We start from the raw sequence: 25148 nt of genomic DNA, 5'->3' as shown, positions 1-25148 counted from the left end.
ACACACTTTCCAGGCGTGCTCCTTCAGCCACTCGGACACCTCACCATATTGTCTTTCCCGTTGTTGTCGGGAACGGGCGCTAATGTAGGGAAATACGTATCGCCCGTCAATCAACTTTTTGCAAAATCAGCGCGTTTAGACAAACTTCGAACAACTTGCTCCTTAAACGTGCGAAATCCGTTTTTTTTGTCGCCACTCCCTTTTCACTTTGCGACAAGGGGAAATTTGCTATGCTGGCAAACCAATAGAAAACAATGAGTAAAATAAGACGCCAGCATTAACCTGCCCCGGGCGTTTGCTATCAGGAGCCCCTATGGAGATTATTTTTTACCATCCGACCTTTGATACCCAATACTGGATCCGAGAGCTGGAAAAGCAGTTACCCGGCGCGCGAGTGCGCGAATGGAAAGCGGGCGATAACCAGCCGGCGGACTATGCCCTGGTCTGGCATCCACCGGTAGAGATGCTGCAGGGCAGGGCGCTGAAGGCCGTGTTCGCCCTTGGGGCGGGGGTGGATTCGATCCTCAGTAAGCTGCGCGATCATCCGGATATGTTGCCCCTGTCGATCCCGCTGTTTCGCCTTGAAGATACCGGCATGGGACGGCAGATGCAGGAGTATGCGGTGAGCCAGGTTCTGCACTGGTTCCGCCGGTTCGATGACTATCAGGCGCAGAAGCTGGCGTCCCGCTGGCAGCCGTTGCCTGAGTATCGTGTCGACGATTTCACCGTCGGGATTATGGGCGCCGGCGTGCTGGGGGCGAAGGTGGCGGAAAGCCTGCACTCCTGGGGATTTCCGCTTCGCGTCTGGAGCCGTAGCCGCAAAGCCTGGCCGCAGGTGCAGAGCTTTGCCGGCCAGGCCGAGCTGGGCACATTCCTGCAGGGGACCCGCGTACTGATCAACCTGCTGCCGAACACCGCTGAAACCGTCGGCATTATTAACCAGACGCTGCTGGCGCAGCTGCCGGATGAGAGCTATGTCCTTAACCTTGCCCGCGGCGTGCATGTCGTTGAAGAAGATCTGCTGGCGGCGCTGAACAGCGGTAAGCTCAAAGGGGCAATGCTCGATGTCTTCAGTCGCGAACCGTTGCCCCAGGAGAGCCCGCTTTGGGCGCACCCGCGGGTGGCCATGACTCCCCACGTGGCGGCAGTCACCCGCCCGATGGAGGCCATTGCCTACATCGCCGGGACCATTAGCCGGCTGGAGCGAGGGGAACCGGTTAGCGGTCAGGTCGATCGTCAGCGCGGTTATTAAGGTAAGCAAACCCCGCTGCGGCGGGGTTTTTGCTAATCAAGCGCCCGGATTCCTGCTATTCTTGCGGCAAACAGAAGAGGAGAATGTGATGTATCCCGTTGACCTGCACATGCATACCGTCGCCAGCACCCACGCCTACAGCACCCTGCACGATTATATTGCGGAAGCAAAGCGTAAAGGGATCAAACTCTTCGCCATTACCGATCACGGCCCGGACATGGCGGATGCTCCGCACTACTGGCATTTCGTTAATATGCGCATCTGGCCCCGTCTGGTGGACGGTGTGGGGATCCTGCGCGGTATTGAATCGAATATTAAAAATATCGAAGGCGAGATCGACTGTTCCGGGCCGATGTTGACGTCGCTCGATCTGATCATCGCCGGATTCCACGAGCCGGTGTTTCCGCCGCAGGATAGCGCCACCCATACGCAGGCGATGATTGCCGCGATGGCCAGCGGTAAAGTGCATATGATTAGCCATCCGGGTAATCCGAAATTCCCGGTGGATATCCCGGCCATTGCCGAAGCGGCGGCCCGTTACCAGGTGGCGCTGGAGATCAATAACTCCTCTTTCGTTTCATCGCGCGTGGGCAGTGAAGATAACTGCCGGGCCATCGCCGCCGCGGTGCGCGACGCCGGAGGGTGGGTGGCGCTGGGCTCGGACTCTCACACTGCGTTTACCCTCGGAGAGTTTACCGAATGCCGCAAGATCCTCGATGCTGTCGATTTTCCGGAGGAGAGGATCCTCAACGTTTCTCCGCGTCGCCTGCTCGACTTCCTCGAGTCGCGTGGTATGCCGGCGATCCCGGAATTTGCTGACCTTTAATTTGTATAACTGGAATAACTGAATGAACGAGTTTTCAATCCTCTGCCGCGTGCTGGGTTCGCTGTATTACCGTCAACCGCAGGACCCGCTGCTGGTGCCGCTGTTTACCCTGATCCGCGAGGGCAAACTGGCCGCCAGCTGGCCGCTGGAACAGGACGAGCTGCTGGCGCGTCTGCAGAAAAGCTGTGAAATGCAGTCCCTGGCGACGGACTATAATGCGCTGTTCGTCGGTGAAGCCTGCAGCGTCCCGCCGTACCGTAGCGCGTGGGTGGAGGGTTCCTCGGAAGCGGAGGTCCGGGCTTTTCTGAGCGAGCATGGCATCCCGACGGGAGAAGGTCCGGCGGATCATCTCGGATCGCTGCTGCTGGCCGCCTCCTGGCTGGAGGATCATGCCACAGAAGAGCAGAGCGAGACGCTGGAGCGCCTGTTTGCCGACTATATCCTGCCGTGGTGCGGGACAATGCTGGGGAAAGTCGAAGCGCATGCGCACACAGCGTTCTGGCGCACGATGGCGCCGTTGACCCGCGACGCCATCGCCGCGATGTGGGACGAGCTTCAGGAAGAAGATGAGCAATAAAAAGTGATTTAAGTCACTATTTTAATGTAACTGAAATTAGGTTCATTCATATAGTGTGTTTTAGATCGCATTCTTCCGGCGCGTATCTGCTAGGATACGCGCCATGAACATACTCTTCGCAATCGCATTAACGACGGGCATTCTCTCCGGGATTTGGGGATGGGTGGCGGTCGCCCTCGGCCTGCTGAGCTGGGCCGGTTTCCTCGGCTGTACCGCTTATTTCGCCTGCCCGCAGGGCGGTCTGAAAGGTCTGGCCATCTCCTCCTGTACGGTCATGAGCGGCGTGGTCTGGGCGTTGGTGATTATCCACGGTAGCGCGCTGGCCCCGCAGCTGCAGATCCTCAGCTATATGATGACCGGCGTCGTGGCCTTTCTGATGTGCATCCAGGCGCGACAGACGCTGCTGTCGTTTGTCCCCGGCACCTTTATCGGCGCCTGCGCGACCTTCGCGGCAGACGGCGACTGGCGTCTGGTTATCCCTTCTCTGGCGCTGGGCCTGGTCTTTGGCTATGCCATGAAAAATAGTGGCCTGTGGCTGGCGGCCCGTGCGGATAAGCATAAATCGTTCGCCAATGACAACGCCTGAGCGGCGGGACGATAATAGCAACAGGACCCTCAGGGTCCTGTTTTTTTTACCTTCTTGTCGCCGGCGCGGCGGGATAATCTTGCTCCCGGGGGCGGGTATGCCCTAGTATCGGCAGAAAGCCGTATCTACGCGCTATGCCGACAGGAGGAGAAATGGCTGTTCAACCTGAAGTAATTCTCGGCGATATTACGACGCTTGATGTCGATGTGATTGTGAATGCGGCAAACCCCTCGCTGCTGGGCGGCGGCGGGGTGGATGGCGCGATCCACCGGGCGGCCGGTCCCGCGCTGCTGGCGGCCTGCAAGCAAGTGTTGCAGCAGCAGGGCGAATGTCCCCCTGGTCATGCGGTGATCACGATGGCGGGCGATCTTCCCGCCAGCGCGGTGATCCACACCGTGGGCCCGGTCTGGCACGGCGGCGACCGCATGGAGGCGCAAACCCTGGCCGATGCCTACAAAAACAGCCTGCAGCTGGCGGCGGCAAACAATTATCGCTCCATTGCGTTTCCGGCGATCAGCACCGGCGTGTATGGCTATCCGAAAGAGGAAGCGGCGGCGATCGCCGTGCGCACTGTGACCGCGTTTCTCACCCGCTATAACCCGCTTGAACGGGTCCTGTTCGTCTGTTTCGACGAGGAAACGGCGGCTATCTATCGTCGCCTGCTGGCGGCATACCCCTGATTCCGCAGAATAGGCTATGATAACCGCCGGTATTGACAGGAATGATGGATTGCAGGAGGGAGCAGGTGTCGGAAGGAAAAGTACAGCAGAAGCAGCAGGCGCGCCGCGCGGAGATCGTTGCCGCTGCGCAAAGATGTTTTGCGGCAAAGGGATTGCATGGCGCCTCTGTCGCTGATATCGCCCGCGAGGCGGGCCTGAGCGTCGGTCAGCTGTATCGCATTTTTGCCAGCAAGGAAGCGATCATCGAAGCGATTGTCAGCGAAATCGTCAACGCCAGGGTCGGGGAGATGATCGATGAGAACCACAATCTGGCGCGCAAAGCGGCGGTGCTGGCCGGCAGGATCCCGACTTCGGCAGCCACCAAAAGCGACAATTATCTGTTGATGGAAATTAACGCCGAAGCCTCGCGTAACCCACGCTTGCGCGAGATCCTGGTGCAGGCCGATCGGAGGTTGAAAGAGGAGGGCGGCCGTTTGTCGCAGCGCTATCATCCCGGTCTCGGCGATGCGCGACGCAATGCTGCTTCAGAGCTCATCGCCGTTCTGACGGAGGGGGCAGCCTACCGTTGTGAGCTGAGCGCCTCCACTCCGGTCGATAAAGCGGATTTAGAAGCCCTGTATAATATGATCTTCGACCGGCTGTTTGATGAGCAAGCGTAGCGCGGCACGCCTGGCGTGCCGCAAAGGCTAAAGGTTAGCTGGCCGAGGCCGGGGTTTTTGCCGGTTTGCTCATGGGTTTACCGGAGAACAGGAAACGCAGCAGCGGAATACGCAGATGAATTTCATACAGGATCAGGGCAATCCCCACCACAAAAACCAACCCGCCAATAAAGCCTAAGGTATTCGACTTAATGGCCGGGGTGATCCACGCCCCGTACAGCAGCGTCAGCGGATGGTGCACCAGGTAAATAAACAGCGAAGCATTGACGAAGTAGGTCACCCGCGCCGACTGAAAATTCAGCAGGCGATGGCCGAGCGAGAAGATCACATTTACCATCCACAGCCCCAGCACCATGGTGATCACCGATTCCGTTTCATACATCCAACCGTCGCCAGATCCATACTGCTGGTTCAGGCGGTAAGCGATGAATCCCAGCAGTGACGCCACGCAACACCATGGCGACGGGGTGGTGAACATCGCCTTTAAGCGCGGGTTAATAAAGGTCTGCGCCCCCAGCACAAAGAAGGGCAGATAGAACAGCGTCTGCATGACCACAAAGTTAAACAGACCATTGCTCAGCAGGGGAGGGTAGATCACGAACAATGACCGACGGATCAGCGCGTAAAGCACCCCCAGCGCGAGGAAAATCATCGTCAGCTGGCCCATAGTGACAGTGTCACCGAATGCGTGAGCGCCAGGAGCCGGGCGGCGCGTCAGCCATTTAAACAGCACCACCCCAAGCGAGGTCAGCACCACCAGGACCAGCAAAAACCAGAGGTGGGAAATGAGCTCCCACGCCAGGGTGTTGAATTTGTCGTACCCCGAAAGGGTGTGCCAGTTTTCCGCCTTGCCGTTGACGTACTGCAGCATAATAAACTGCGGCAGCGTCAGCAGCGGGATGGCGGTCAGCATCGGAATACCGACCCGTTCGACGCGCACTTTCCACCACTTTTTCAGCGGGTAGCGCAGGAACAGCATGTAGGAGAAATAGCCGGAGATCACGAAGAAGACCTGCATGCGGAAGGCATGAATGAAATCATTAAACAGCGTCAGCCACCACGAGGGCTCTGCGCTGTTGACATGCCAGCTATGGCTGGAATAAATCAGCGAAATGTGAAAAGGGATCCCCAGCAGCATCAGCCAGGCGCGGATGCTGTCGAAAAAATATTCACGCTGTACCGGAGTATTATTCATACGATTCACGACAATCTCAGATAATTCGTCTTATCACTCAAGATGATAACGCTTACATTATCAGCAACCCTACATGAACTCGGGGTACCTGTCTCCAGGATAAGCACGCAAAGTGCAAACGGGACTGCGAACTGTTTATTCCCTGCGCCGCTACGCTGAACAAAGCAGGGATTATGTTGTCGGATTGCCTGAGTTTCCATTAAAATAGATCGGATCGATTTAAGCACACAAAGGGGGAAGTGCTTACTTATATGAAACATAAACCACAGATGATGAAAATGCGTTGGTTAAGCGCAGCCGTAATGTTGTCCCTGTGTACTTCATCTGCATGGGCATTTAGCATTGATGACGTTGCAAAAGAGGCCAAAACGTTAGCCGGGAAAGGCTATGAAGCGCCAAAGAGTAACCTGCCCTCCGCTTTCCGCGACATGAAATACGCGGACTACCAGCAAATTCAGTTTAATCACGATAAAGCTTACTGGAATAACCAGAAAACCCCATTCAAGCTTGAATTTTACCATCAGGGTATGTACTTCGACACGCCGGTCACCATCAATGAAGTGACGGCCACCAGCGTGCGCAAAATTAAATATAGCCCGGACTATTTTAACTTTGGTAACGTTCAGCACGATAAAGACACGGTGAAAGACCTTGGTTTCGCCGGCTTCAAAGTACTGTATCCGATCAACAGCAAAGATAAGAACGATGAAATCGTCAGCATGCTCGGTGCCAGCTACTTCCGCGTGCTGGGTCAGGGTCAGGTATACGGTCTGTCCGCGCGCGGTCTGGCTATCGATACCGCGCTGCCTTCCGGCGAAGAGTTCCCGCGTTTTCGTGAGTTCTGGATCGAGCGTCCTAAAGCTACCGACAAGCGTCTGACTATCTATGCGCTGTTGGATTCGCCGCGGGCAACCGGCGCTTATCGCTTTGTGATCATGCCGGGACGCGATACCGTGGTGGATGTCCAGTCCAAAGTTTACCTGCGTGACAAAGTGGGCAAACTGGGCGTGGCGCCGCTCACCAGTATGTTCCTGTTTGGTTCCAACCAGCCTTCTCCGGCGCTGAACTATCGTCCGGCGCTGCACGACTCCAATGGTCTGTCGATCCTGGCGGGCAACGGCGAGTGGATCTGGCGTCCGCTGAACAACCCGAAACACCTGGCCGTTAGCAGCTATGCGATGGAAAACCCGCAAGGGTTCGGCCTGCTGCAGCGCGGCCGTCAGTTCTCACGCTTCGAGGACCTTGACGATCGTTATGACCTGCGCCCGAGCGCCTGGATCACCCCGAAAGGGGAGTGGGGCAAAGGGAAAATCGAACTGGTCGAAATCCCGACCAACGATGAAACCAACGATAACATCGTGACTTACTGGACGCCGGATCAGCTGCCGGAGCCGGGCAAGGAGATGAACTTCAAGTACACCATCACCTTCAGCCGCGATGAAGACAAGCTGCATGCGCCGGATAACGCGTACGTTATGCAGACCCGCCGCTCTACCGGCGATGTTAAGCAGTCGAACCTGATCCGCCAGCCGGACGGTACCATTGCTTTCATTGTCGACTTCACCGGCGCCGATATGAAAAAACTGCCGGCGGATACCCCGGTCGCCGCCCAGGCGAGCACCGGCGACAACGCTGAAATCGTTGAAAATACCGTGCGTTACAATCCGGTGACCAAAGGCTGGCGAATGATCCTGCGTTTGAAGGTGAAAGATCCGAAGAAAACGACGGAAATGCGCGCCGCACTGGTTAACGGCGATGACACGTTGAGCGAAACCTGGAGCTATCAGCTGCCTGCCAATGAATAAGATAACGAAGTACATTGACGCATTGCCGCTGTCGGACGCCGAGAAATCGGCGCTGCCGGACACCAGCCTGCAGGCCGTTCATCAGGCCCTGGATGACGAACATCAGACCTTCGCCCGCGAAGACGACTCCCCGCTGGGGTCGGTCAAGGCGCGGCTGGCGCACAGCTGGCCGGATTCGCTGTCTGGCGATCAGCTGGTGAAGGATGATGAAGGCCGCACCCAGCTGCATGCGATGCCGAAAGCCAAGCGCTCCTCGATGATCCCGGACCCGTGGCGTACCAACCCGGTTGGCCGCTTCTGGGACCGTCTGCGCGGACGCGATGTCACGCCGCGCTATCTCTCCCGCCTGACGCAAGAAGAGCGCGAGAGCGAGCAAAAATGGCGTACCGTCGGTACCATTCGTCGCTACATCCTGCTGCTGCTGACGCTGTCGCAGACCGTGGTGGCGACCTGGTACATGAAAACCATTCTGCCTTATCAGGGCTGGGCGCTGATCAACCCGGCCGATATGGTGGGGCAGAACCTGTGGGTTTCGTTCATGCAGCTGCTGCCGTACGTGTTGCAGAGCGGCATTCTGATCCTCTTCGCGGTGCTGTTCTGCTGGGTTTCCGCCGGCTTCTGGACCGCGTTAATGGGATTCCTGCAGCTGTTGATCGGTCGCGATAAGTACAGTATTTCCGCCTCGACGGTCGGTGACGAACCGTTGAACCCGGCGCACCGTACGGCGCTTATTATGCCGATCTGTAACGAAGACGTTGACCGCGTGTTCGCCGGGCTGCGGGCGACCTGGGAGTCGGTGAAAGCCACCGGCAACGCCGCTCATTTCGACGTCTATATCCTCAGCGACAGCTATAACCCCGATATCTGTGTCGCTGAGCAAAAGGCGTGGATGGAGCTGATTGCCGAAGTGCAGGGCGAAGGGCAGATCTTCTACCGTCGTCGTCGTCGTCGCGTGAAGCGTAAGAGCGGCAACATCGATGATTTCTGCCGCCGCTGGGGCAGCCAGTATAGCTACATGGTGGTGCTGGATGCTGACTCGGTGATGACCGGAGAGTGTCTGAGCAGTCTGGTGCGCCTGATGGAAGCGAACCCGAACGCCGGGATCATCCAGTCATCCCCGCGCGCCTCGGGCATGGACACGCTGTATGCGCGTTGCCAGCAGTTTGCCACCCGGGTGTATGGTCCGTTGTTTACGGCGGGTCTGCACTTCTGGCAGCTGGGAGAGTCCCACTACTGGGGACACAACGCCATCATTCGCGTGAAGCCGTTCATTGAGCACTGCGCGCTGGCGCCGCTGCCGGGCGAGGGCAACTTTGCCGGGTCGATTCTGTCGCACGACTTCGTTGAAGCCGCGCTGATGCGCCGCGCCGGCTGGGGCGTGTGGATTGCCTACGATCTGCCGGGCTCCTATGAAGAGCTGCCGCCGAACCTGCTGGACGAGCTGAAACGCGACCGCCGCTGGTGCCAGGGCAACCTGATGAACTTCCGCCTGTTCCTCGTGAGAGGGATGCACCCGGTGCACCGGGCGGTGTTCCTTACCGGCGTGATGTCCTACCTGTCGGCGCCGCTGTGGTTTATGTTCCTTGCCCTGTCGACAGCGCTGCAGGTGGTGCATGCCCTGACCGAGCCGCAGTACTTCCTGCAGCCGCGTCAGCTGTTCCCGGTGTGGCCGCAGTGGCGTCCTGAGCTGGCTATTGCGCTGTTCGCCTCGACCATGGTGCTGCTGTTCCTGCCGAAGCTGTTGAGTATCATCCTGGTGTGGTGTAAGGGGCCGAAGGAGTACGGTGGATTTATCCGCGTGACGCTTTCCCTGCTGCTGGAGGTCCTGTTCTCGGTCCTGCTGGCGCCGGTGCGCATGCTGTTCCACACCGTCTTCGTGGTCAGCGCCTTCCTCGGCTGGGAAGTGGTGTGGAATTCGCCGCAGCGTGATGATGACTCCACGCCGTGGGGTGAAGCCTTTATGCGTCACGGCTCGCAGCTGCTGCTGGGGCTGGTATGGGCGGTCGGAATGGCATGGCTGGATCTGCGCTTCCTGTTCTGGCTGGCGCCGATTGTCGTATCGCTGATCCTGTCGCCGTTCGTGTCGGCGATCTCCAGCCGGGCGACCGTGGGCCTGCGCACCAAGCGCTGGAAGCTGTTCCTGATCCCGGAAGAGTATTCGCCGCCGCAGGTGCTCAAAGATACCGATGCGTACCTGACGCTGAACCGTCAGCGTTCGCTGGACGATGGCTTTATGCACGCGGTGTTTAACCCGTCGTTTAATGCCCTCGCGACCGCGATGGCCACCGCGCGCCACCGTCAGGGTCATATCCTGGAGATCGCCCGCGAGCGCCATGTCGAGCAGGCGCTGAATGAAACGCCGGATAAGCTGAACCGCGATCGTCGACTGGTGCTGTTGAGCGACCCGGTAACCATGTCGCGTCTGCACTATCGCGTATGGGCCGCGCCGGAGAAATACTCCTCGTGGGTGAACGCCTATCAGCAGCTGGCGCTTAACCCGCTGGCGCTGAAAACGAAATAAGCCGTACGTTAAGGAAAATACCGGCAGCGATGCCGGTATTTTTTTATCTGAAACACGAGGTTGTGGATGCGAATACTACCTATCATTGCCATGGCGCTGCTGCTTAGCGGCTGCGGCAGCATTATTAGCCGGACGGTGCCCGGGCAGGGGCATGGCAATCAATATTACCCGGGCGTGCAGTGGGACGTTCGCGATTCAGGATGGCGCTATCTCACCATTCTGGACCTGCCGTTCTCGCTGGTCTTCGATACGCTGCTGCTGCCGCTGGACGCCAGCCACGGGCCCTATAACTGATTAACGCTCGTCCCACTCGTCGGCCGCCGTCTGTCCCTCTTCGGTGTCCAGCGAGGGCTCGAGCTGGAATTCACCTTCATCCCACTCATGAAGCGTATTTTCCTCCAGCCACTCCTGACGCAGCTCTATCTCATCATAATCCCCATCGAAGACGCTCTGCGCGGCTTCGCCGCTGAGCATCGGTAAGCATTCGCCTTGTTCCTCTTCGTCAGCAAAAAATTCGGCCTGCCAGGCGATATCGCCATCCTGCAGCACATACTTTTGAATATTGAGCTGCTCAACGTTAGCGCTCTCTTCATCGCTGTCAGGGTTGTTGGCGAGAAATTCTTCACGTGCTGCATCAATAGCTTCTTCGAGCGTAGCATAGAACATCGAATCCTTTGGCATAGCGAATCTCCTGAGAAGAATATGAATTGAACACGATTCAATCTATAGAAGGCGCCAGGCAAGGCGTCAAGGGGCTGAGCCCCTCTGGACGTTAATTTAGTGAATGGCGGTCGGGCTGCGAGGCGTCCGCGGCTGGCCGGCGCAGGCTGAGGGTCGAATAGATCGCGTTAAACAACACCACTCCTGCGGTAACAAGGAAGACGGCGCGAAAGCCGTAGTTGGCGGAAACCGAGGCGCCGATCAGGGGGCCGGTGACGTTGCCAATATCACGAAATGACTGGTTATAGCTGAAGATCCGCCCGGAGATCTGGCTGGTGGAGTTATACACCAGCAGGGTTTGCACCGCCGGCAGCAGCGCGCCGTCCGCGGCGCCGAGCAGGAATCGCAGGATACCTAACTGCAGCGGGGTCTGGACGAACGACATCGGGATCAGCAACAGCACCGAGATAATCAGCGCCACGATGAGGATTTTTTCCGGTCCGATACGATCCCCCAGTTTGCCCAGACGAGGGGCGCTCATCAGGGCGGCAATGCCCGGCACCGAGGCGATCATCCCGCTGATAAAGGCGATATTGCTGACGTTACCCGCCAGATCGCGCACGTAAAGCGTCAGGATCGGCGCAATGGAGCCGGTGGCGACCTGGATGATCAGCGAGGTGACAAACAGGCTGAGCACCAGTTTCGGATTCTGCAGCGAGGAGAACACCGCCTTCGCGCTGAGCATCTCTTTTTTGGCGATCGGGACAAAATTTTCACGGATTAAAAACAGGGTAAACAGGAAGCAGATAAACAGCACCGCCGCGGTCATAAAGAAGACAGTACGCAGGCCCCAGTGGTCGGCCAGGAAGCCACCCGCCAGCGGGCCGAGCAGGGCGCCGCTTACCGCGCCGGTTGACAGCGTGCCCAGCGCCCAGCCGCTTTTATGGCGCGGGATCTGGGTGGCAATCAGGGCGTTGGCATTGGGAATAAAGCCGCCCAGCAGGCCGAGCAGCGCGCGCAGTAGCAGAAACTGCCAGATATTCTGCGCCAGCCCCATCAACATCATGACGATGGCCATCCCGAGGGCTGAACGCAGCAGCATGATTTTACGTCCCTTGCGGTCAGCAAGTCCGCCCCAGAACGGCGAGGCGATGGCGGAGAAGAGAAAAGTGATGCTAAAGACCAGCCCGGACCACATGTTGAGGGCGCTATGCCCGGTGACGCCGAGTTGTTCGACGTAGAGCGGCAGAAAAGGCATGACCAGGCTGAAGGCGGCGCCGGTTAAAAAGCAGCCAAGCCAGGTGACGGTCAGGTTTCGTTTCCAGTTAATGGGGGTATCAGCAGACGACATAGGGTTCCACTGGCCTGCGCGGCAGGTCAAATTAAGAGAAAATATGAGCCTGCTAATTATGCGCCTGGGAAATAAATGCCGCAATGGAGGAGAGCTTTTAAAGCTAAAGCAGAGCGTAAAGCCTGAGCGCTGGGGATTCCCGGCCGGGAGGCGCGCGGCCGGGAAAGAGGTTCAGTAGCGGGAGGGCATCCCCTCGGGGCGGGTTTTAAAGCGGCGATGGAGCCACATATATTGTTCCGGGGCCATCATAATGCACTGCTCTACGATCTTATTCATCCACGCAGCGGTGGTTTCCGCGTCGTCCAGCGGCGGGGAGCACTCTGGCGGCAGGATAATCAGTTCATAACCTTTGCCGTCCGGTTTACGGCGTGGAACAAAGGGCACGATGCAGGCTTTGGACATTTTCGCCAGCATCCAGGTGCCGGAGGTGGTCGCCGCCTGGTCAACGGCAAACAGTGGGGCGAAGACGCTGGCGGTCGGGCCGTAATCATGATCTGGCGCGTACCACACCACGTCGCCTTTTTTCAGCGCGCGGATCATGCCTTTCAGATCCTTGCGGTCGATCATGTCCTTGTTGGAGCGCAGTCGGCCCCAGGTCTGCAGCCAGTCGATGACCGGGTTATCGTTGGGACGATAGACGCCAATCCCCGGCTCGTTCATACCGAACATCCGCGCGCCCATTTCCAGTGTCAGGAAATGAATGCCGATCAGCAGAATGCCGCGCTGCTGCGCCTGCACATCGCGAATATGCTCAAAGCCGATGGTGTCGGTCCAGCGGGCGATACGGCGAACCGGCCAGAACCAGGCCATACCGGTCTCCATCAACCCAATACCCACCGATTCAAAGTTCATCACCACCATCCGGTGACGTTCCTGCTCGCTTTTCTCGGGGAAGCAGAGCTCAAGGTTGCGATAGGCGATCTTCGCCCGGCGCTTCATAAATCGCATGGCCAGCCGGCCGATGGCGTTCCCGAGGCGGTAGATCAGCGGGTAGGGCAGTTGGACAACCAGCCACAGCAGGCCGATACCCAGCCACAGCAGCCAATAGCGCGGATGCAGCAGCGCCGGAGAAAATTTAGGCAAATGAGTCATTTCATACCCGTATCAGTGAGCAACATCTTATATTATCGCATTTTTTTACCGGCCAGCCAAAGGCGGCGACAGCCACATCGTTTTGTTAAGTGGGGGGCGACCGGTGAGAAAAATGTAGCGTAAAATGTAGGGATGTAAATTAATAAGCTTTGCTATATCATGCCCGCCGTTTATTTCCTCATTTCTATGTCGAGCAGGTACACCATGCCAGTGTTACACAACCGCATTTCAAATGAGACGTTAAAGGCGCAAATGCTGGCTGAAACCGAGCCGCGCACGACGATCTCATTCTATAAATATTTCACCATTGTCGATCCGCAAGCGACCCGCGATGCGCTGTGGGTTGCCTTAACCCAGTTGAAAGTCTTTGGCCGCATCTATCTGGCCCGGGAAGGGATCAACGCGCAAATCAGCGTGCCGGAAAGCAACGTTGAAGCTCTGCGTGAGTTTCTCAATGGTTTCGATCCGGCGCTGGCGGGGCTGCGTTTCAATATCGCTCTCGAGGACGACGGTAAATCGTTCTGGGTGCTACGTCTGAAAGTGCGCGACCGCATCGTTGCCGACGGCATCGACGATCCCTCTTTCGACGCCTCCAACGTCGGAGACTATCTCAAGGCGGCGGAGGTCAACGCGATGCTTGACGATCCGGATGCCGTGTTTATCGATATGCGCAACCACTATGAATATGAGGTGGGCCATTTCGAAAACGCGCTGGAGATCCCAGCGGATACCTTCCGCGACCAGTTGCCGAAAGCCGTTGAAATGATGCAGGACCATAAAGACAAGAAAATTGTCATGTATTGCACCGGTGGTATTCGCTGTGAAAAAGCCAGCGCCTGGATGAAGCATAACGGCTTCAATAAGGTCTGGCACATCGAGGGTGGCATCATCGAGTACGCCCGCCGCGCCCGTGAGCAGGGGCTGCCGGTGCGTTTCATTGGCAAAAATTTTGTCTTTGATGAACGGATGGGCGAGCGGATCTCCAATGACGTTATCGCGCACTGTCATCAGTGCGGCGCGCCGTGCGACACCCATACCAACTGCCTGAATGATGGCTGCCATCTGTTGTTTATCCAGTGCCCGAGCTGTGCCGAGAAGTTTGCCGGCTGCTGTAGCGAAGCCTGCATGGAAGAGCATAAGCTGCCGGAAGAGGAGCAGCGTCAGCTGCGCGCCGGGCGTGAAAACGGCAATAAAATCTTTAATAAATCCCGTGGCCGGCTGAACACCAAACTCGGGATCCTCGATCCTGAGCCGTCAGAAAAACCATAACCAGACAAGATCGATGATCGCCAGCAGCAGCCAGAGCGCAAGGTAGATCATAAAGTGCTCGCGGACGTTATTGACCAGCAAATTAAACAGGCGACGCATAACCGCTCTCAATCACTAACGGCCTCGACAGAGGCCGTTTTTTTTGCCCGACGGCAAAAGTGCCGCATTCCATTACGCGTTAAAGCGCGCCAGCGAGAAGGGCGCCAGGTTGAAGCTCGAAGCTTCGCCCTGAGCAAACTGACTGGCAATTTCCCCCAGCACCGGGGCAAACTTAAAGCCGTGCCCGCTCAGACCGGTGATGAGCAGCGTGTCTGGTCTGCCGGGTAACGTATCGATAATAAAGTCTTCATCAACGGTATTATCGTAGGTACAGGAGGCGCCGTGCAGGCAGCCGCCGATCCCGGGCAGGACGTTACGCAAAAACGGAAACGATTCGGAGCCATCGCTGGCGACAGCGCCAAACGCCACTCGCTGCTGCGGCATGGAGATCGGCTGACCGCCGTTATGCTTGCCAATCTTCAGCTCGTTATCTTCCGCCGGGAAACCGTAGTATTGATCGCCGTTGGGCAACTCGCCGGTGAAGGCCGGGAAGTGATTCTTGCTGCTGTAACGGCCATCGGCCTGGTACCAGGCGAACACCTTGCGTACCGGCTGGATGGGGAGGTCCGGAAGCAGGCGGGTGACCCAGGTCCCGGCGCTGACCAGCAGCTTTTTACCGTGATATTCACCGTCGATAGTATCGATGGTGACCCCATCTGCATGGTGATGAATAGCCGAGACCGGGCAGTTGAATAGCTGCGCGCAGCCCGCTTCCCGCGCCAGACGGATCCAGGTTTCCACGGCCAGTTCGCTGCGCAGTACGCCGGAAGCGGGTTCAAAAATCGCCCGATAGTCATCGGGGAGGCGTATCTCCGGCCAGCGCTGCATCACGGCCTGGGCATCCAGCTCTTCCACCTCAAGCTGGAACGCACGGGCGCTGGCGGCAACGTTGGCGAGGAAAGGGGAGCTGGCGGGGCCGAGGTTTATGACGCCGGTGCGTTCAAACACGGCTTCGCCACTGATCTCGGCCAGTTCATCCCACAGCTGCTGGGCGCGCAGCACCAGCGGAACATATTTTTCACCTTCACCATAGGCGTGACGGATAAGACGGCTGCTGCCGTGATGGCTGCCTTCCTGGTGAGGAGGCTGATGGGCATCGGTCATCAGAACATTGAGTCCGGCACGACGCGCATAATAGCCAGCGGCGGCGCCGACGGAGCCGCTGCCGATAATGATAAGATCGTATTGCATGGTGAGTTCCGGGTAATTGCCTTGTTAGCAGGGTAATTAACTCCCTGTGCTTATACAAGCCCGAAAATAATTCAGGCACCCGCAGGTGCCTGTTAAGCTTATTGTTAAGTCATTCCGAGGGCCGCGTTAATGTCTGCGGTACTCGTTTTCCTGGTATTCGCCAGATTCAATTTTTGCAATGCCTGCTTCCAGGATTGAAATAAACTGACGTGCGACGTCCGTCGTTAGCCATAGCGTCTGGCCTATCTCAGCATCATGACTGTTTTCTTGAGCGGGGTTCTGGTAGTGCAGGCGCAACATCAGTGCATCGTAGCTATCAACGGTGCTGATGTCCCATCCAACGAGGGGATGGGTCTGAATGACTTCATTATTTTTTTCCATCATAACCCCTTATTCATATGTTAAAAGACAACAATTCTCGAGGTTTAATGCATGTTTTTTGAAGCAAGTTAATTATATCAGGGATCAAGAATAAACTCGAGAAATTAAATGAAAGGCAGCATGATTTTCTTGTTTTGCCGCTTTTTTACTCAAGATAAGCGTGCAAAACGGCCATTTTAGTCGATATTAAGCAGAATAATCAGGAATATTCTGAACATGAGAAGAGGATAAAAAAGCCGGGGCGACCCGGCAAAGAAAAGCACAATGAGGGAGCAAACCAGAGTAACTGGATCCCGCCATGCTTCAGGAGAGATCGTGGACAAACCAGTCGTCCGCGCTTTCCCAGGTTTCTTGCAGGATTTCGCTTATCCGGTCTTTGTCTTCTTTCAGGCCGCCGAACACCGAGAGCTGATTGCCCGTGGCGTAGCGGACGCTCACCTGGCTGTCGATGGCCGGGAACTGTTCGGCGATACGGCGAGAGAGTTCGTTATTCAGCGCTTCCAGCGCGCCGTTGGGTAAGGCGGTCGTTTTGGCGATAGAGACTTCAATGCGCATAATTGCCCCCTGTGTTTGATACTGGTTATTTATACAGTATCTGGTGAGCATTGACAACAGGGGGCCGCGTTTTTTATCGCTTCATGGTCCAGCGGACGGTTTCACCTGCCAGGAACGGCACCAGGGTGTCATTGGGCAACGCAATACTGTCGACGACGGTCGTCTCTTCACGCACCAGTTCAACATAGCTTTCATTGACCGGCAGACCGTAAAAGCGCGGGCCGTTCAGCGAGCAGAAGGCCTCAAAGTGCTGCAGAGCGTTCATTTCTTCAAACACGGTGGCGTAGCTGCCGAGGGCGGTCGGGGCGTTGAAGCAGCCGGCGCAGCCGCAGCTGGCTTCCTTACGATGGCGGGCGTGCGGCGCGGAATCGGTGCCAAGGAAGACGCGGCTAAAGCCGCTGGCGACCAGTTCGCGCAGTGCCTGCTGATGAATATTGCGTTTGAGTACCGGCAGGCAGTACAAGTGAGGACGAATACCACCGACCAGCATATGGTTACGGTTGAACATCAGATGCTGCGGGGTGATAGTGGCCGCCAGCAGTTCATTGCCGTCACGCACATACTCGGCGGCATCTTTGGTGGTGATATGCTCAAAGACCACCTTCAGGCCGGGCAGGCGCTGGCGCAGCGGCTCCATCACGGTTTCAATAAAGCGCGCTTCGCGGTCGAAAATATCAATCTCGGCGTGGGTGACTTCGCCATGTACCAGCAGCGGCATCCCCAGTTTTTCCATCCGCTCCAGCACCGGCATAATGGCGTCGGTGCTGGTGACGCCGTGGCTGGAGTTGGTGGTGGCATTGGCCGGGTAAAGCTTGGCGGCGGTGAACACGCCTTCGTTAAAGCCGCGCTCCAGCTCCGCCGGGTCGAGGGAGTCTGTCAGATAGCAGGTCATCAGCGGGGTAAAATCGTGCCCGGCCGGGACGGCGTCCATAATGCGCTGGCGATAGGCGATAGCCGCCGCGACGGTGGTGACAGGCGGCACCAGATTCGGCATCACGATCGCCCGGCCATAAAACTCACTGGTATAAGGCACGACGGTTTTCAGCATATCGTCATCACGCAGATGGATATGCCAGTCGTCTGGGCGGCGGATTTTCAATACCTGGGATTGTGCTGTCATGGAAGGCTCCGGCTAATAGGTTCAGTCATCAGGGCTGTTTTTTGCCGGGCACTAAGGATAAGCGTAAACGTTTTCCTTTGCACTCATTTCCGTAAAAAATTGAGGGCGCCGCGGCGCCCTGGAGATTAATTGGTAAAGGGGATGACAATCTCGCCCGGCTTCACCTCTATGCCTTTGGCGTATTTCTTCGCCAGCGCTTCACCGGTGCTGGCGTCCTCACGCAGGACATAGGCAGGCTGCTGGCTGAAGTAACTGCGCAGCGACTGATTCAGATAGGGGAGCAGGGCCTGAATGACCGACTGCAGCTTCTCGGGCGCCACTTTGGCATCCACCACCTCCATTTCCTGCAGGAAGATGGCGCCTTTCTCTCTGTCAAAGGTTGGCAGCGCTTTGAGCTTCAGATCGATCGTCGCTTTCTGCGTACCGAACAGGGAGTTCAGGTCGACGTTAGCGATCCCGGTCAGCGTGACTTTGCCCGGCTCCTCGCGCCCGATGGCGCTGGTGAGGTTCTGCAGTTCGATATGGGCGTCGGCAACGCCTTTCAGACCAATATCTTTGGCAAAATGGTTTCGCTTCTGCAGGGCCTGGTTAATCTCCTGCTCGCTTACCGTGTATTGGGTCAGCTGATTACAGCCGCTCAGCAGGCCGCTGACAATCAGCGCGGCGGCGATCAAAATCTTTTTCATGGGGGTCCTCTGGCTCATATCTTCATTCATCCTGACACAAAGCATCATGACCTGTCAGCACCCTCGATACCAGCAGAATAGGCTGAAAGCGGGAGAAACCGCCGCCGCGCGCATCAGGTCCGCGGCTCCAGCATGCCGGAGGCAGAGCGTTTCGGACTAAACTGCCACCACAGCGCCAGGAAGGTGATAACCCCGATGGCCCCGAGCATCAGCCACGGCAGCTCGGGCTGACCCGCGGCCTTACCGGCATCAAACAGCCAGCCGCCGCCCGCATATCCCAGCGCGCCGCCAAAGGCGAGCCCCAGGCGGCTGAAGCCCATATAGCTGCCGCGCGCCCGGGCGTCCGCCAGCGAGGCGCCCAGCGTCTCCCGGGCGGGTTCGGCAATGATGGATCCGATGTAAAACAGGCAGATCAGGGTAAACAGCTGTTGCAAACTGCTGGTCATGCCGATGGGGAGCATGGCCAGAGTCATCACCAGCAGACCGGCCATCAGCCGGTGCTCAAGGCGAAAACGTTTTTCGCTCCAGCGGGCAATGGGATAGAGCAGGGTCAGCGAAATGGTGGCTTCGATGGCGTACATCCACTTCACGGCGGCCGGCGAGCCGGCGATGTCATTCACCATGATCGGCAGCATCAGCATCACCTGCACCGCCAGCATGTAATAGCCCGTCAGCGTCAGGACATAGGTGACGAAGCGCTTGTCCCGCAGCACCCGGCCCAGCCCCTCGCGGATCGGTGTTTTCACCGTCGAGAGCTTCCATGCCGGCAGATACCAGGCGTTAAATGCCGCGCAGGCGATAAACAGCGCGGCGCCGGCGCTGCACACCAGGCGGAAATCATACTGCAGCAGCCAGCTGCCCAGCAGCGCGCCAATCACCGCGCCGGCGCTATCCTGCATCATCAGGATGGAGAAAAAGCGGCCACGCTGATGCGGGCGCACCAGCTTAACCACCAGCGCCGCCCGCGGCGGATCGAACAGCGTGCCGCCGAGCCCGGAAAGTATGCACGAGAACCACAGCACCCACGGCTCATGGGCGACGGCCATCGCCGCGAAGCCGCCGGCGCGCATCAGCATACCGGTGACGATCATCGGTTTGGCGCCGAAGCGGTCGGCGATAGCGCCGCCAAAGATACCTAATCCCTGCTGCACCAACTGGCGCAGGCCGAGTGCGATGCCGACCATCAGCGCCGCCCAACCCATCTGATCGACAAAGCGGATGGAAATCAGCGGGAAGACGACAAAAAAGCCCAACACGACCAGCATGTTATCGACTAATAGGAAATATTTACCCAGGCTCCTTGCCTGCGAGACGCGGGACATTTCCCCTCCAGGGAAAAATAGAGATAAGCGTGGATATTCTGCGGGCAATCTGCTGCTTTTCCCAGCGCCCTTGCGACAATATTTTTTTATCAAAATGCAAGTTCGATTGAGGCTATTCATCGAAAAGAGGAGATGGCGCAGAAAATGGTATGTTGCTGTTTTCACACCGTCGCGCAGGACAGGTATAGTGAAGGCAGCAAGAATGAAGTCAGGGGGACTGAAAAGGAAATGTTTGGCTATCGCAGTAACGTGCCGAAGGTGCGTTTGACGACGGACCGGCTGGTGGTGCGCCTGGTTCACGATCGTGACGCCTGGCGTCTGGCCGATTATTACGCCGAGAATAAGGCGTTCTTAAAACCCTGGGAGCCGGTTCGTGACGACAGCCACTGCTATCCTTCCGGATGGCAGGCGCGTCTGTCGATGATCGCCGAGTTTCATAAACAGGGGTCTGCTTTTTATTTCGCGCTGCTCGATCCGGAGGAAAAGGAGATCGTCGGCGTGGCGAACTTTTCCAACGTGGTGCGTGGATCATTCCATGCCTGCTATCTCGGCTACTCTATTGGCGAGAAGTGGCAGGGGCAGGGGCTGATGTTTGAAGCGCTGACGTCAGCGATTCGCTATATGCAGCGTACGCAGCATATTCATCGCATTATGGCCAACTATATGCCGCATAATCAGCGCAGCGGCGCGCTGCTGGCGCGGTTGGGGTTTGAAAAAGAGGGTTACGCCAAAGATTACCTGCTGATCGACGGGCAGTGGCGTGACCATGTATTGACGGCGCTAACGACGCCGGACTGGTCAGCGGGACGTTAAGGAGAGAGGATGAAATATCAGTTAACCGCGCATGAAGCGCGCGTCATTGGCTGTCTGCTGGAAAAGCAGGTCACCACGCCCGAGCAGTATCCGCTGTCGGTGAACGCCGTCGTGACCGCCTGCAATCAGAAAACCAACCGCGAGCCGGTGATGTCGCTGAGCGAAGGCGAGGTCCAGACGCTGCTGGATACCCTGGTGAAACGCCACTATCTGCGCACGGTCAGCGGATTCGGCAATCGGGTAACCAAGTATGAGCAGCGCTTTTGCAACTCCGAATTTGGCGATCTGAAGCTCAGCGCCGGCGAGGTGGCGGTGGTGACGACGCTGCTGCTGCGCGGCGCCCAGACGCCGGGTGAATTACGCAGCCGGGCGCAGCGGATGCATGAGTTCAGCGATATGGCGGAAGTGGAAAGCGTGCTGGAAGGGCTGGCGACCCGCGAAGATGGTCCCTTTGTCGCCCGTCTGCCCCGGGAGCCGGGAAAACGGGAAAGCCGCTATATGCATCTGTTTTGCGACGAGATGGACACGCTGATCACGACGGTGGAAGCACTCGCGCCGCTGGAAGAGGATGACGATCTGCGAGCCAGGGTTGAAGCGCTGGAAGGCGAGGTGGCGGAGCTGAAAGCGCGCCTCGATTCGCTGTTACACCATCTGGGGGACTAAAACGTGGGGACAAGATTGCGCATCGGAGTGGTTGGCTTAGGCGGCATTGCGCAGAAAGCGTGGCTGCCGGTGCTGGGGGCGGCGGAAAGCTGGACGCTGCAGGCGGCCTGGTCGCCGGGAAAAGAGAAGGCGCTGCGGGTCTGCGAAACCTGGCGGATCCCCTACGCTGAATCACTGGATGCTCTGGCGGCGCAGTGCGATGCGGTTTTTGTCCATACGTCGACGGCTTCACATTATGAAGTGGTGAATCATTTGCTGAATGCCGGGGTTCATGTTTGCGTGGACAAACCGCTGGCGGACAAGCTGAGTGAGGCGGAGATGCTGGTCGAGCTGGCGGCGCGGCGGCGTCTGACGCTGATGGTCGGTTTCAATCGCCGCTTCGCACCGCTCTATCGGGAGCTGAAGGGACGGCTGGGCGAGGCGGCCTCGCTGCGGATGGATAAGCACCGCAGCGATAGCGTGGGCAACGATCTGCGCTTTACCCTGCTTGATGACTATCTGCACGTGGTGGATACCGCGCTATGGCTGGCCGACGGTCAGGCGCGTCTGCGCGGTGGCGCGCTACAGATCACTCCGCAGGGCGAGATGCTCTATGCCGAACACCAGTTCAGTTCGCCCCGGCTGCAGGTCACCACCAGCATGCACCGCCGCGCAGGCAGCCAGCGCGAGTGGGTGCAGGCGGTGACGGATGGCGGGCTATATGCCGTCAGCGAGATGCGCGAATGGCAGGAAGAGTGCGGTCACGGCGTGGTCCAGCGCCCGGTCGCCGGCTGGCAAACCACCCTGGAGCAGCGCGGCTTTGTCGGCTGCGCGCGCCATTTTATCGAATGCGTGCAAAATCAGACCGTTCCTGAAACTGCAGGCGAACAGGCGCTGCTGGCTCAGCGGGTGGTCGACAAACTCTGGCGCGACGCCATTAGCGAATAATCCGTTGTAACAACTGACAGTAGTAATTCATGTTGAACCCGGTAGACTATCGCCACTTTCCAGCGCCCGCATTTGCGGGCGTTTTACTCCAGGGTTTGGAATAACAGCGTAATGAACCTTTTAAAATCACTGGCGGCCGTCAGTTCGATGACCATGTTTTCGCGCGTGCTGGGCTTTGCCCGCGATGCGATTGTGGCGCGCATTTTTGGCGCCGGGATGGCGACCGACGCCTTTTTCGTCGCCTTCAAACTGCCTAATCTGCTGCGGCGTATTTTTGCCGAAGGCGCCTTCTCGCAGGCGTTTGTGCCGATCCTTGCCGAATATAAAAGCAAGCAGGGCGAAGATGCCACCCGGGTGTTTGTCTCGTATGTCTCCGGATTGCTGACCCTGGCCCTGGCGATCGTCACCGTTATCGGGATGCTGGCGGCGCCGTGGGTGATCACCATCACCGCCCCCGGGTTTGCTGATACCGCCGATAAATTTGCGCTGACCACCCAATTGCTGCGCATTACCTTCCCCTATATTTTGCTGATCTCCCTGGCCTCGCTGGTGGGGGCGATCCTCAATACCTGGAACCGCTTCTCGGTGCCGGCCTTTGCGCCGACGTTCCTTAACGTCAGCATGATTGGCTTTGCGCTGTTTGCCGCGCCGTACTTCCATCCGCCGGTGCTGGCGCTGGCCTGGGCTGTCACGGTCGGCGGCGTGCTGCAGCTGGCCTACCAGCTGCCGCACCTGAAGAAGATTGGCATGCTGGTCCTGCCGCGCATCAATCTGAAAGATGCCGGCGCGATGCGGGTGGTGAAGCAGATGGGCCCGGCGATCCTCGGCGTGTCGGTAAGCCAGATCTCCCTTATCATCAATACCATCTTCGCTTCGTTTCTCGTGTCGGGATCGGTGTCGTGGATGTACTATGCTGACCGCCTGATGGAGTTTCCGTCCGGTGTTCTGGGGGTGGCGCTCGGCACTATCCTGCTGCCCTCGCTGTCAAAAAGCTTCGCCAGCGGTAATCATGACGAGTATTGCCGGCTGATGGACTGGGGGCTGCGTCTCTGCTTCCTGCTGGCGCTGCCGAGCGCGGTGGCGCTGGGGATCCTCGCTAAACCGCTGACCGTGGCCCTGTTCCAGTACGGCAAATTTAGCGCCTTTGATGCGGCGATGACCCAGCGCGCGCTGGTGGCTTATTCCGTGGGGCTCATGGGGCTTATCGTGGTGAAGGTGCTGGCGCCGGGTTTCTATTCCCGTCAGGACATCAAGACCCCGGTCAAGATTGCCATTGTCACCCTGATTATGACCCAGGTGATGAACCTGGCGTTTATCGGCCCGCTGAAGCATGCGGGTCTGTCGCTGTCCATCGGTCTGGCGGCCTGCCTGAACGCTGCGCTGCTTTACTGGCAGTTGCGTAAACAGAAAATTTTCACCCCTCAACCGGGCTGGCTGGCCTTCCTGCTGCGTCTGATTGCTGCGGTGCTGGTCATGGCCGCGGCGCTGCTGGGCGTCATGCATCTCATGCCGGAGTGGTCGCTGGGGACGATGCCGTTCCGTCTGATGCGTCTGCTGGTGGTGGTGATCGCCGGAGTGGTGGCCTATTTCGCCACACTGCTGCTGCTGGGCTTCCGCGTGAAAGAGTTTGCCCGTCGTACAGCGTAATCGCTTGAATGGGAATTGATGAACCCGCTTCGCCTCAGGCGAAGCGGGTTTTTTTTATGATGCGCGGCGTTCGGCTGCAACGATACGGGCATTCTCCAGCAAGCGGATCGCCAGGGCGATCGCCCCGCTGACCACCGCCAGGGTAACCACCCCGTTCCAGCCGGCCAGTACGTAAAGCTTGCTGCCCAGCACCGACCCCAGCGACATCCCAATGAAGACCACGGTAAACAGCAGAGCGTTCAGGCGGCCGCGGGCCTGTGGCTCGAGGCCATACACCAGGTTCTGATGCGCCACCAGGCTTGACTGCAGGCCAAGGTCGAAGCCAATCGCCGACAGGGCAATCAGCGCCAGCTGGCCATGCAGTGGCAGCAGCGGCAGTATAAACATCAGGGCGAAGGAGACGGTGACCAGCGCCGCCCCCATTTGCGTCACTTTACCGGCGCCAAATTTATCGGCCAGTCCGCCGGCCAGCGGCGCAGCCAGCGCCCCGGCGGCCCCGGCGATACCAAAGCCGCCCGCTACCGCGCTGCCCATGTGATAATGTTCGGAGAGCATCACCGCCAGCGTCGACCAGAAGGCGCTGAAGGCGACAGAGAGCGCCCCCTGAGCCAGCGCAGCGCGGCGTAGCGCCGGGTAACGCTGCCACAGATGCGCCATCGAGGCCATCAGCTGCGGATAGCTCAGCGTCGAGTGAATGGCGAAGCGCGGCAGCACCCGCCACATCACCAGGCCAATCAGCGCCACGCTGACCGCCGCCGCCTGATACATCACCCGCCAGCCGAACACTGCGCCCACCACGCCGCTGACCGTCCGGGAAAGCAGGATCCCCAGCAGCAGCCCGGTCATCACCGTGCCCACCATTTTTCCCTGCTTGCCCGCCGGGGCGAGGATCGCCGCCGCCGGGACGATATCCTGCGCCATGGTCGCCGCCATACCGATCAGCAGACTAACCACCAGCAGTGAGCTGAGCTGGCCGGTGAGGCTGCACAGCAGCAGCAGGAGCGCCAGCAGCGCGCTTTTCACCAGGATCAGCCGGCGGCGATCGTGGCGGTCGCCGAGCGGAAGCAGGAACAGAATGCCGAGCGCATAACCCGCCTGCGTCAGCGTAGGGACCAGACCCATACCTTCTACCGTCAGGTGGAGATTGGCGCCCATCAACGGCAGCAGCGGCTGCGCGTAGTAGATAGAGGCGACGCTAAAGCCAGCGCCGAGCGCGAGAATGAAGATAATCCAGCCTGCGTCGCGGGCGGAAAGAGAAGTCGGTGTCATGA

26 protein-coding genes are annotated in these 25148 nt (G+C 58.2%); 14 read left to right on the top strand and 12 right to left on the bottom strand.

Features of this window, described 5'->3' with window-relative positions; translation table 11 throughout:
- The first annotated feature begins 313 nt into the window (after positions 1–313).
- From ghrA to ABLX76_RS02130, 6 genes are all read left to right on the top strand, one after another.
- The gene (gene ghrA / locus ABLX76_RS02155; RefSeq protein WP_348873868.1) at positions 314–1252 is read left to right on the top strand and encodes a glyoxylate/hydroxypyruvate reductase GhrA; all 939 of its coding nucleotides are present in this window, start codon (positions 314–316) and stop codon (positions 1250–1252) included.
- A gap of 88 nt (positions 1253–1340) precedes the next feature.
- A complete protein-coding gene (locus ABLX76_RS02150; RefSeq protein WP_004204525.1) occupies positions 1341–2078 on the top strand; it encodes a phosphatase in 738 nt (245 codons plus the stop codon).
- A 22-nt stretch (positions 2079–2100) separates the two neighbouring features.
- A complete protein-coding gene (locus ABLX76_RS02145) occupies positions 2101–2655 on the top strand; it encodes a molecular chaperone (protein WP_023289113.1) in 555 nt (184 codons plus the stop codon).
- Positions 2656–2758: 103 nt separating this feature from the next.
- Entirely contained in the window at positions 2759–3241 is a 483-nt protein-coding gene (locus ABLX76_RS02140) for a DUF1097 domain-containing protein (protein ID WP_044522057.1), read from the top strand.
- Positions 3242–3393: 152 nt separating this feature from the next.
- Entirely contained in the window at positions 3394–3921 is a 528-nt protein-coding gene (ymdB, locus tag ABLX76_RS02135) for an O-acetyl-ADP-ribose deacetylase (RefSeq protein WP_023289115.1), read from the top strand.
- A gap of 65 nt (positions 3922–3986) precedes the next feature.
- Complete coding sequence (locus ABLX76_RS02130) at positions 3987–4580, top strand: TetR/AcrR family transcriptional regulator (protein ID WP_060592419.1); 594 nt, start codon at positions 3987–3989, stop codon at positions 4578–4580.
- 34 nt (positions 4581–4614) lie between these two features.
- Here the strand turns inward: ABLX76_RS02130 and mdoC are convergent, their stop codons facing one another.
- Complete coding sequence (mdoC, locus tag ABLX76_RS02125; RefSeq protein ID WP_023289117.1) at positions 4615–5775, bottom strand: glucans biosynthesis protein MdoC; 1161 nt, start codon at positions 5773–5775, stop codon at positions 4615–4617.
- 251 nt (positions 5776–6026) lie between these two features.
- Here mdoC and mdoG point away from each other — a divergent pair, with 251 nt between their 5' ends.
- From mdoG to ABLX76_RS02110, 3 genes are all read left to right on the top strand, one after another.
- Positions 6027–7580, top strand: coding sequence for a glucans biosynthesis protein MdoG (gene mdoG, locus ABLX76_RS02120; protein ID WP_004140751.1), 1554 nt, complete (start codon positions 6027–6029; stop codon positions 7578–7580).
- Positions 7573–10101, top strand: a complete 2529-nt coding sequence (gene mdoH / locus ABLX76_RS02115) for a glucans biosynthesis glucosyltransferase MdoH (protein WP_032452426.1) — start codon at positions 7573–7575, stop codon at positions 10099–10101. Before mdoG ends, mdoH begins: the two co-directional genes overlap by 8 nt.
- 66 nt (positions 10102–10167) lie before the next feature.
- Positions 10168–10395 (top strand): YceK/YidQ family lipoprotein, encoded by a 228-nt coding sequence (locus ABLX76_RS02110; protein ID WP_004204534.1) that lies wholly within the window; start codon positions 10168–10170, stop codon positions 10393–10395.
- Here the strand turns inward: ABLX76_RS02110 and ABLX76_RS02105 are convergent, their stop codons facing one another.
- From ABLX76_RS02105 to ABLX76_RS02095, 3 genes are all read right to left on the bottom strand, one after another.
- The gene (locus ABLX76_RS02105; RefSeq protein ID WP_002898981.1) at positions 10396–10782 is read right to left on the bottom strand and encodes a MysB family protein; all 387 of its coding nucleotides are present in this window, start codon (positions 10780–10782) and stop codon (positions 10396–10398) included.
- A gap of 91 nt (positions 10783–10873) precedes the next feature.
- Positions 10874–12112, bottom strand: a complete 1239-nt coding sequence (mdtG, locus tag ABLX76_RS02100) for a multidrug efflux MFS transporter MdtG (protein WP_277475821.1) — start codon at positions 12110–12112, stop codon at positions 10874–10876.
- Between the two features lie 171 nt (positions 12113–12283).
- The gene (locus tag ABLX76_RS02095; RefSeq protein ID WP_348873865.1) at positions 12284–13204 is read right to left on the bottom strand and encodes a Kdo(2)-lipid IV(A) acyltransferase; all 921 of its coding nucleotides are present in this window, start codon (positions 13202–13204) and stop codon (positions 12284–12286) included.
- Positions 13205–13408: 204 nt separating this feature from the next.
- Here ABLX76_RS02095 and ABLX76_RS02090 point away from each other — a divergent pair, with 204 nt between their 5' ends.
- A complete protein-coding gene (locus ABLX76_RS02090) occupies positions 13409–14473 on the top strand; it encodes a rhodanese-related sulfurtransferase (protein WP_023289122.1) in 1065 nt (354 codons plus the stop codon).
- Here the strand turns inward: ABLX76_RS02090 and ABLX76_RS02085 are convergent.
- From ABLX76_RS02085 to mdtH, 7 genes are all read right to left on the bottom strand, one after another.
- Complete coding sequence (locus ABLX76_RS02085; protein ID WP_004204539.1) at positions 14459–14572, bottom strand: DUF2770 family protein; 114 nt, start codon at positions 14570–14572, stop codon at positions 14459–14461. The genes ABLX76_RS02090 and ABLX76_RS02085 overlap by 15 nt on opposite strands.
- Before the next feature lie 72 nt (positions 14573–14644).
- A complete protein-coding gene (gene solA / locus ABLX76_RS02080) occupies positions 14645–15763 on the bottom strand; it encodes an N-methyl-L-tryptophan oxidase (RefSeq protein ID WP_348873863.1) in 1119 nt (372 codons plus the stop codon).
- 126 nt (positions 15764–15889) lie between these two features.
- Positions 15890–16144 carry a biofilm formation regulator BssS gene (bssS, locus tag ABLX76_RS02075; protein WP_023289124.1) on the bottom strand — a complete coding sequence of 85 codons (255 nt, stop codon included), beginning with the start codon at positions 16142–16144 and terminating at the stop codon, positions 15890–15892.
- A gap of 303 nt (positions 16145–16447) precedes the next feature.
- Positions 16448–16699, bottom strand: coding sequence for a DNA damage-inducible protein I (gene dinI / locus ABLX76_RS02070; RefSeq protein ID WP_023289125.1), 252 nt, complete (start codon positions 16697–16699; stop codon positions 16448–16450).
- A 73-nt stretch (positions 16700–16772) separates the two neighbouring features.
- Complete coding sequence (gene pyrC / locus ABLX76_RS02065; protein ID WP_023289126.1) at positions 16773–17819, bottom strand: dihydroorotase; 1047 nt, start codon at positions 17817–17819, stop codon at positions 16773–16775.
- Positions 17820–17944: 125 nt separating this feature from the next.
- Complete coding sequence (locus ABLX76_RS02060; RefSeq protein WP_004204546.1) at positions 17945–18505, bottom strand: lipoprotein; 561 nt, start codon at positions 18503–18505, stop codon at positions 17945–17947.
- A 113-nt stretch (positions 18506–18618) separates the two neighbouring features.
- Positions 18619–19827 carry a multidrug efflux MFS transporter MdtH gene (gene mdtH / locus ABLX76_RS02055; RefSeq protein WP_023289127.1) on the bottom strand — a complete coding sequence of 403 codons (1209 nt, stop codon included), beginning with the start codon at positions 19825–19827 and terminating at the stop codon, positions 18619–18621.
- 228 nt (positions 19828–20055) lie between these two features.
- Here mdtH and rimJ point away from each other — a divergent pair, with 228 nt between their 5' ends.
- The 4 genes from rimJ (at position 20056) to murJ (ending at position 23877) form a co-directional block, all read left to right on the top strand.
- Complete coding sequence (gene rimJ / locus ABLX76_RS02050; protein WP_017900738.1) at positions 20056–20640, top strand: ribosomal protein S5-alanine N-acetyltransferase; 585 nt, start codon at positions 20056–20058, stop codon at positions 20638–20640.
- Between the two features lie 9 nt (positions 20641–20649).
- A complete protein-coding gene (locus tag ABLX76_RS02045) occupies positions 20650–21303 on the top strand; it encodes a YceH family protein (RefSeq protein WP_023289129.1) in 654 nt (217 codons plus the stop codon).
- Between the two features lie 15 nt (positions 21304–21318).
- Positions 21319–22230 (top strand): Gfo/Idh/MocA family oxidoreductase, encoded by a 912-nt coding sequence (locus ABLX76_RS02040; protein ID WP_072096704.1) that lies wholly within the window; start codon positions 21319–21321, stop codon positions 22228–22230.
- A 111-nt stretch (positions 22231–22341) separates the two neighbouring features.
- A complete protein-coding gene (gene murJ, locus ABLX76_RS02035; protein WP_023289131.1) occupies positions 22342–23877 on the top strand; it encodes a murein biosynthesis integral membrane protein MurJ in 1536 nt (511 codons plus the stop codon).
- 54 nt (positions 23878–23931) lie between these two features.
- Here murJ and ABLX76_RS02030 read toward each other — a convergent pair whose 3' ends face one another.
- Entirely contained in the window at positions 23932–25146 is a 1215-nt protein-coding gene (locus tag ABLX76_RS02030) for an MFS transporter (protein WP_023289132.1), read from the bottom strand.
- Positions 25147–25148 lie beyond the last annotated feature (2 nt).

It is taken from the genome of Klebsiella sp. JB_Kp004 (assembly GCF_040065795.1).
Taxonomy (GTDB): domain Bacteria; phylum Pseudomonadota; class Gammaproteobacteria; order Enterobacterales; family Enterobacteriaceae; genus Klebsiella; species Klebsiella quasipneumoniae.
Note: the sequence above shows the minus strand (reverse complement) of the source record. Positions and strands in the feature narration are given on the sequence as shown.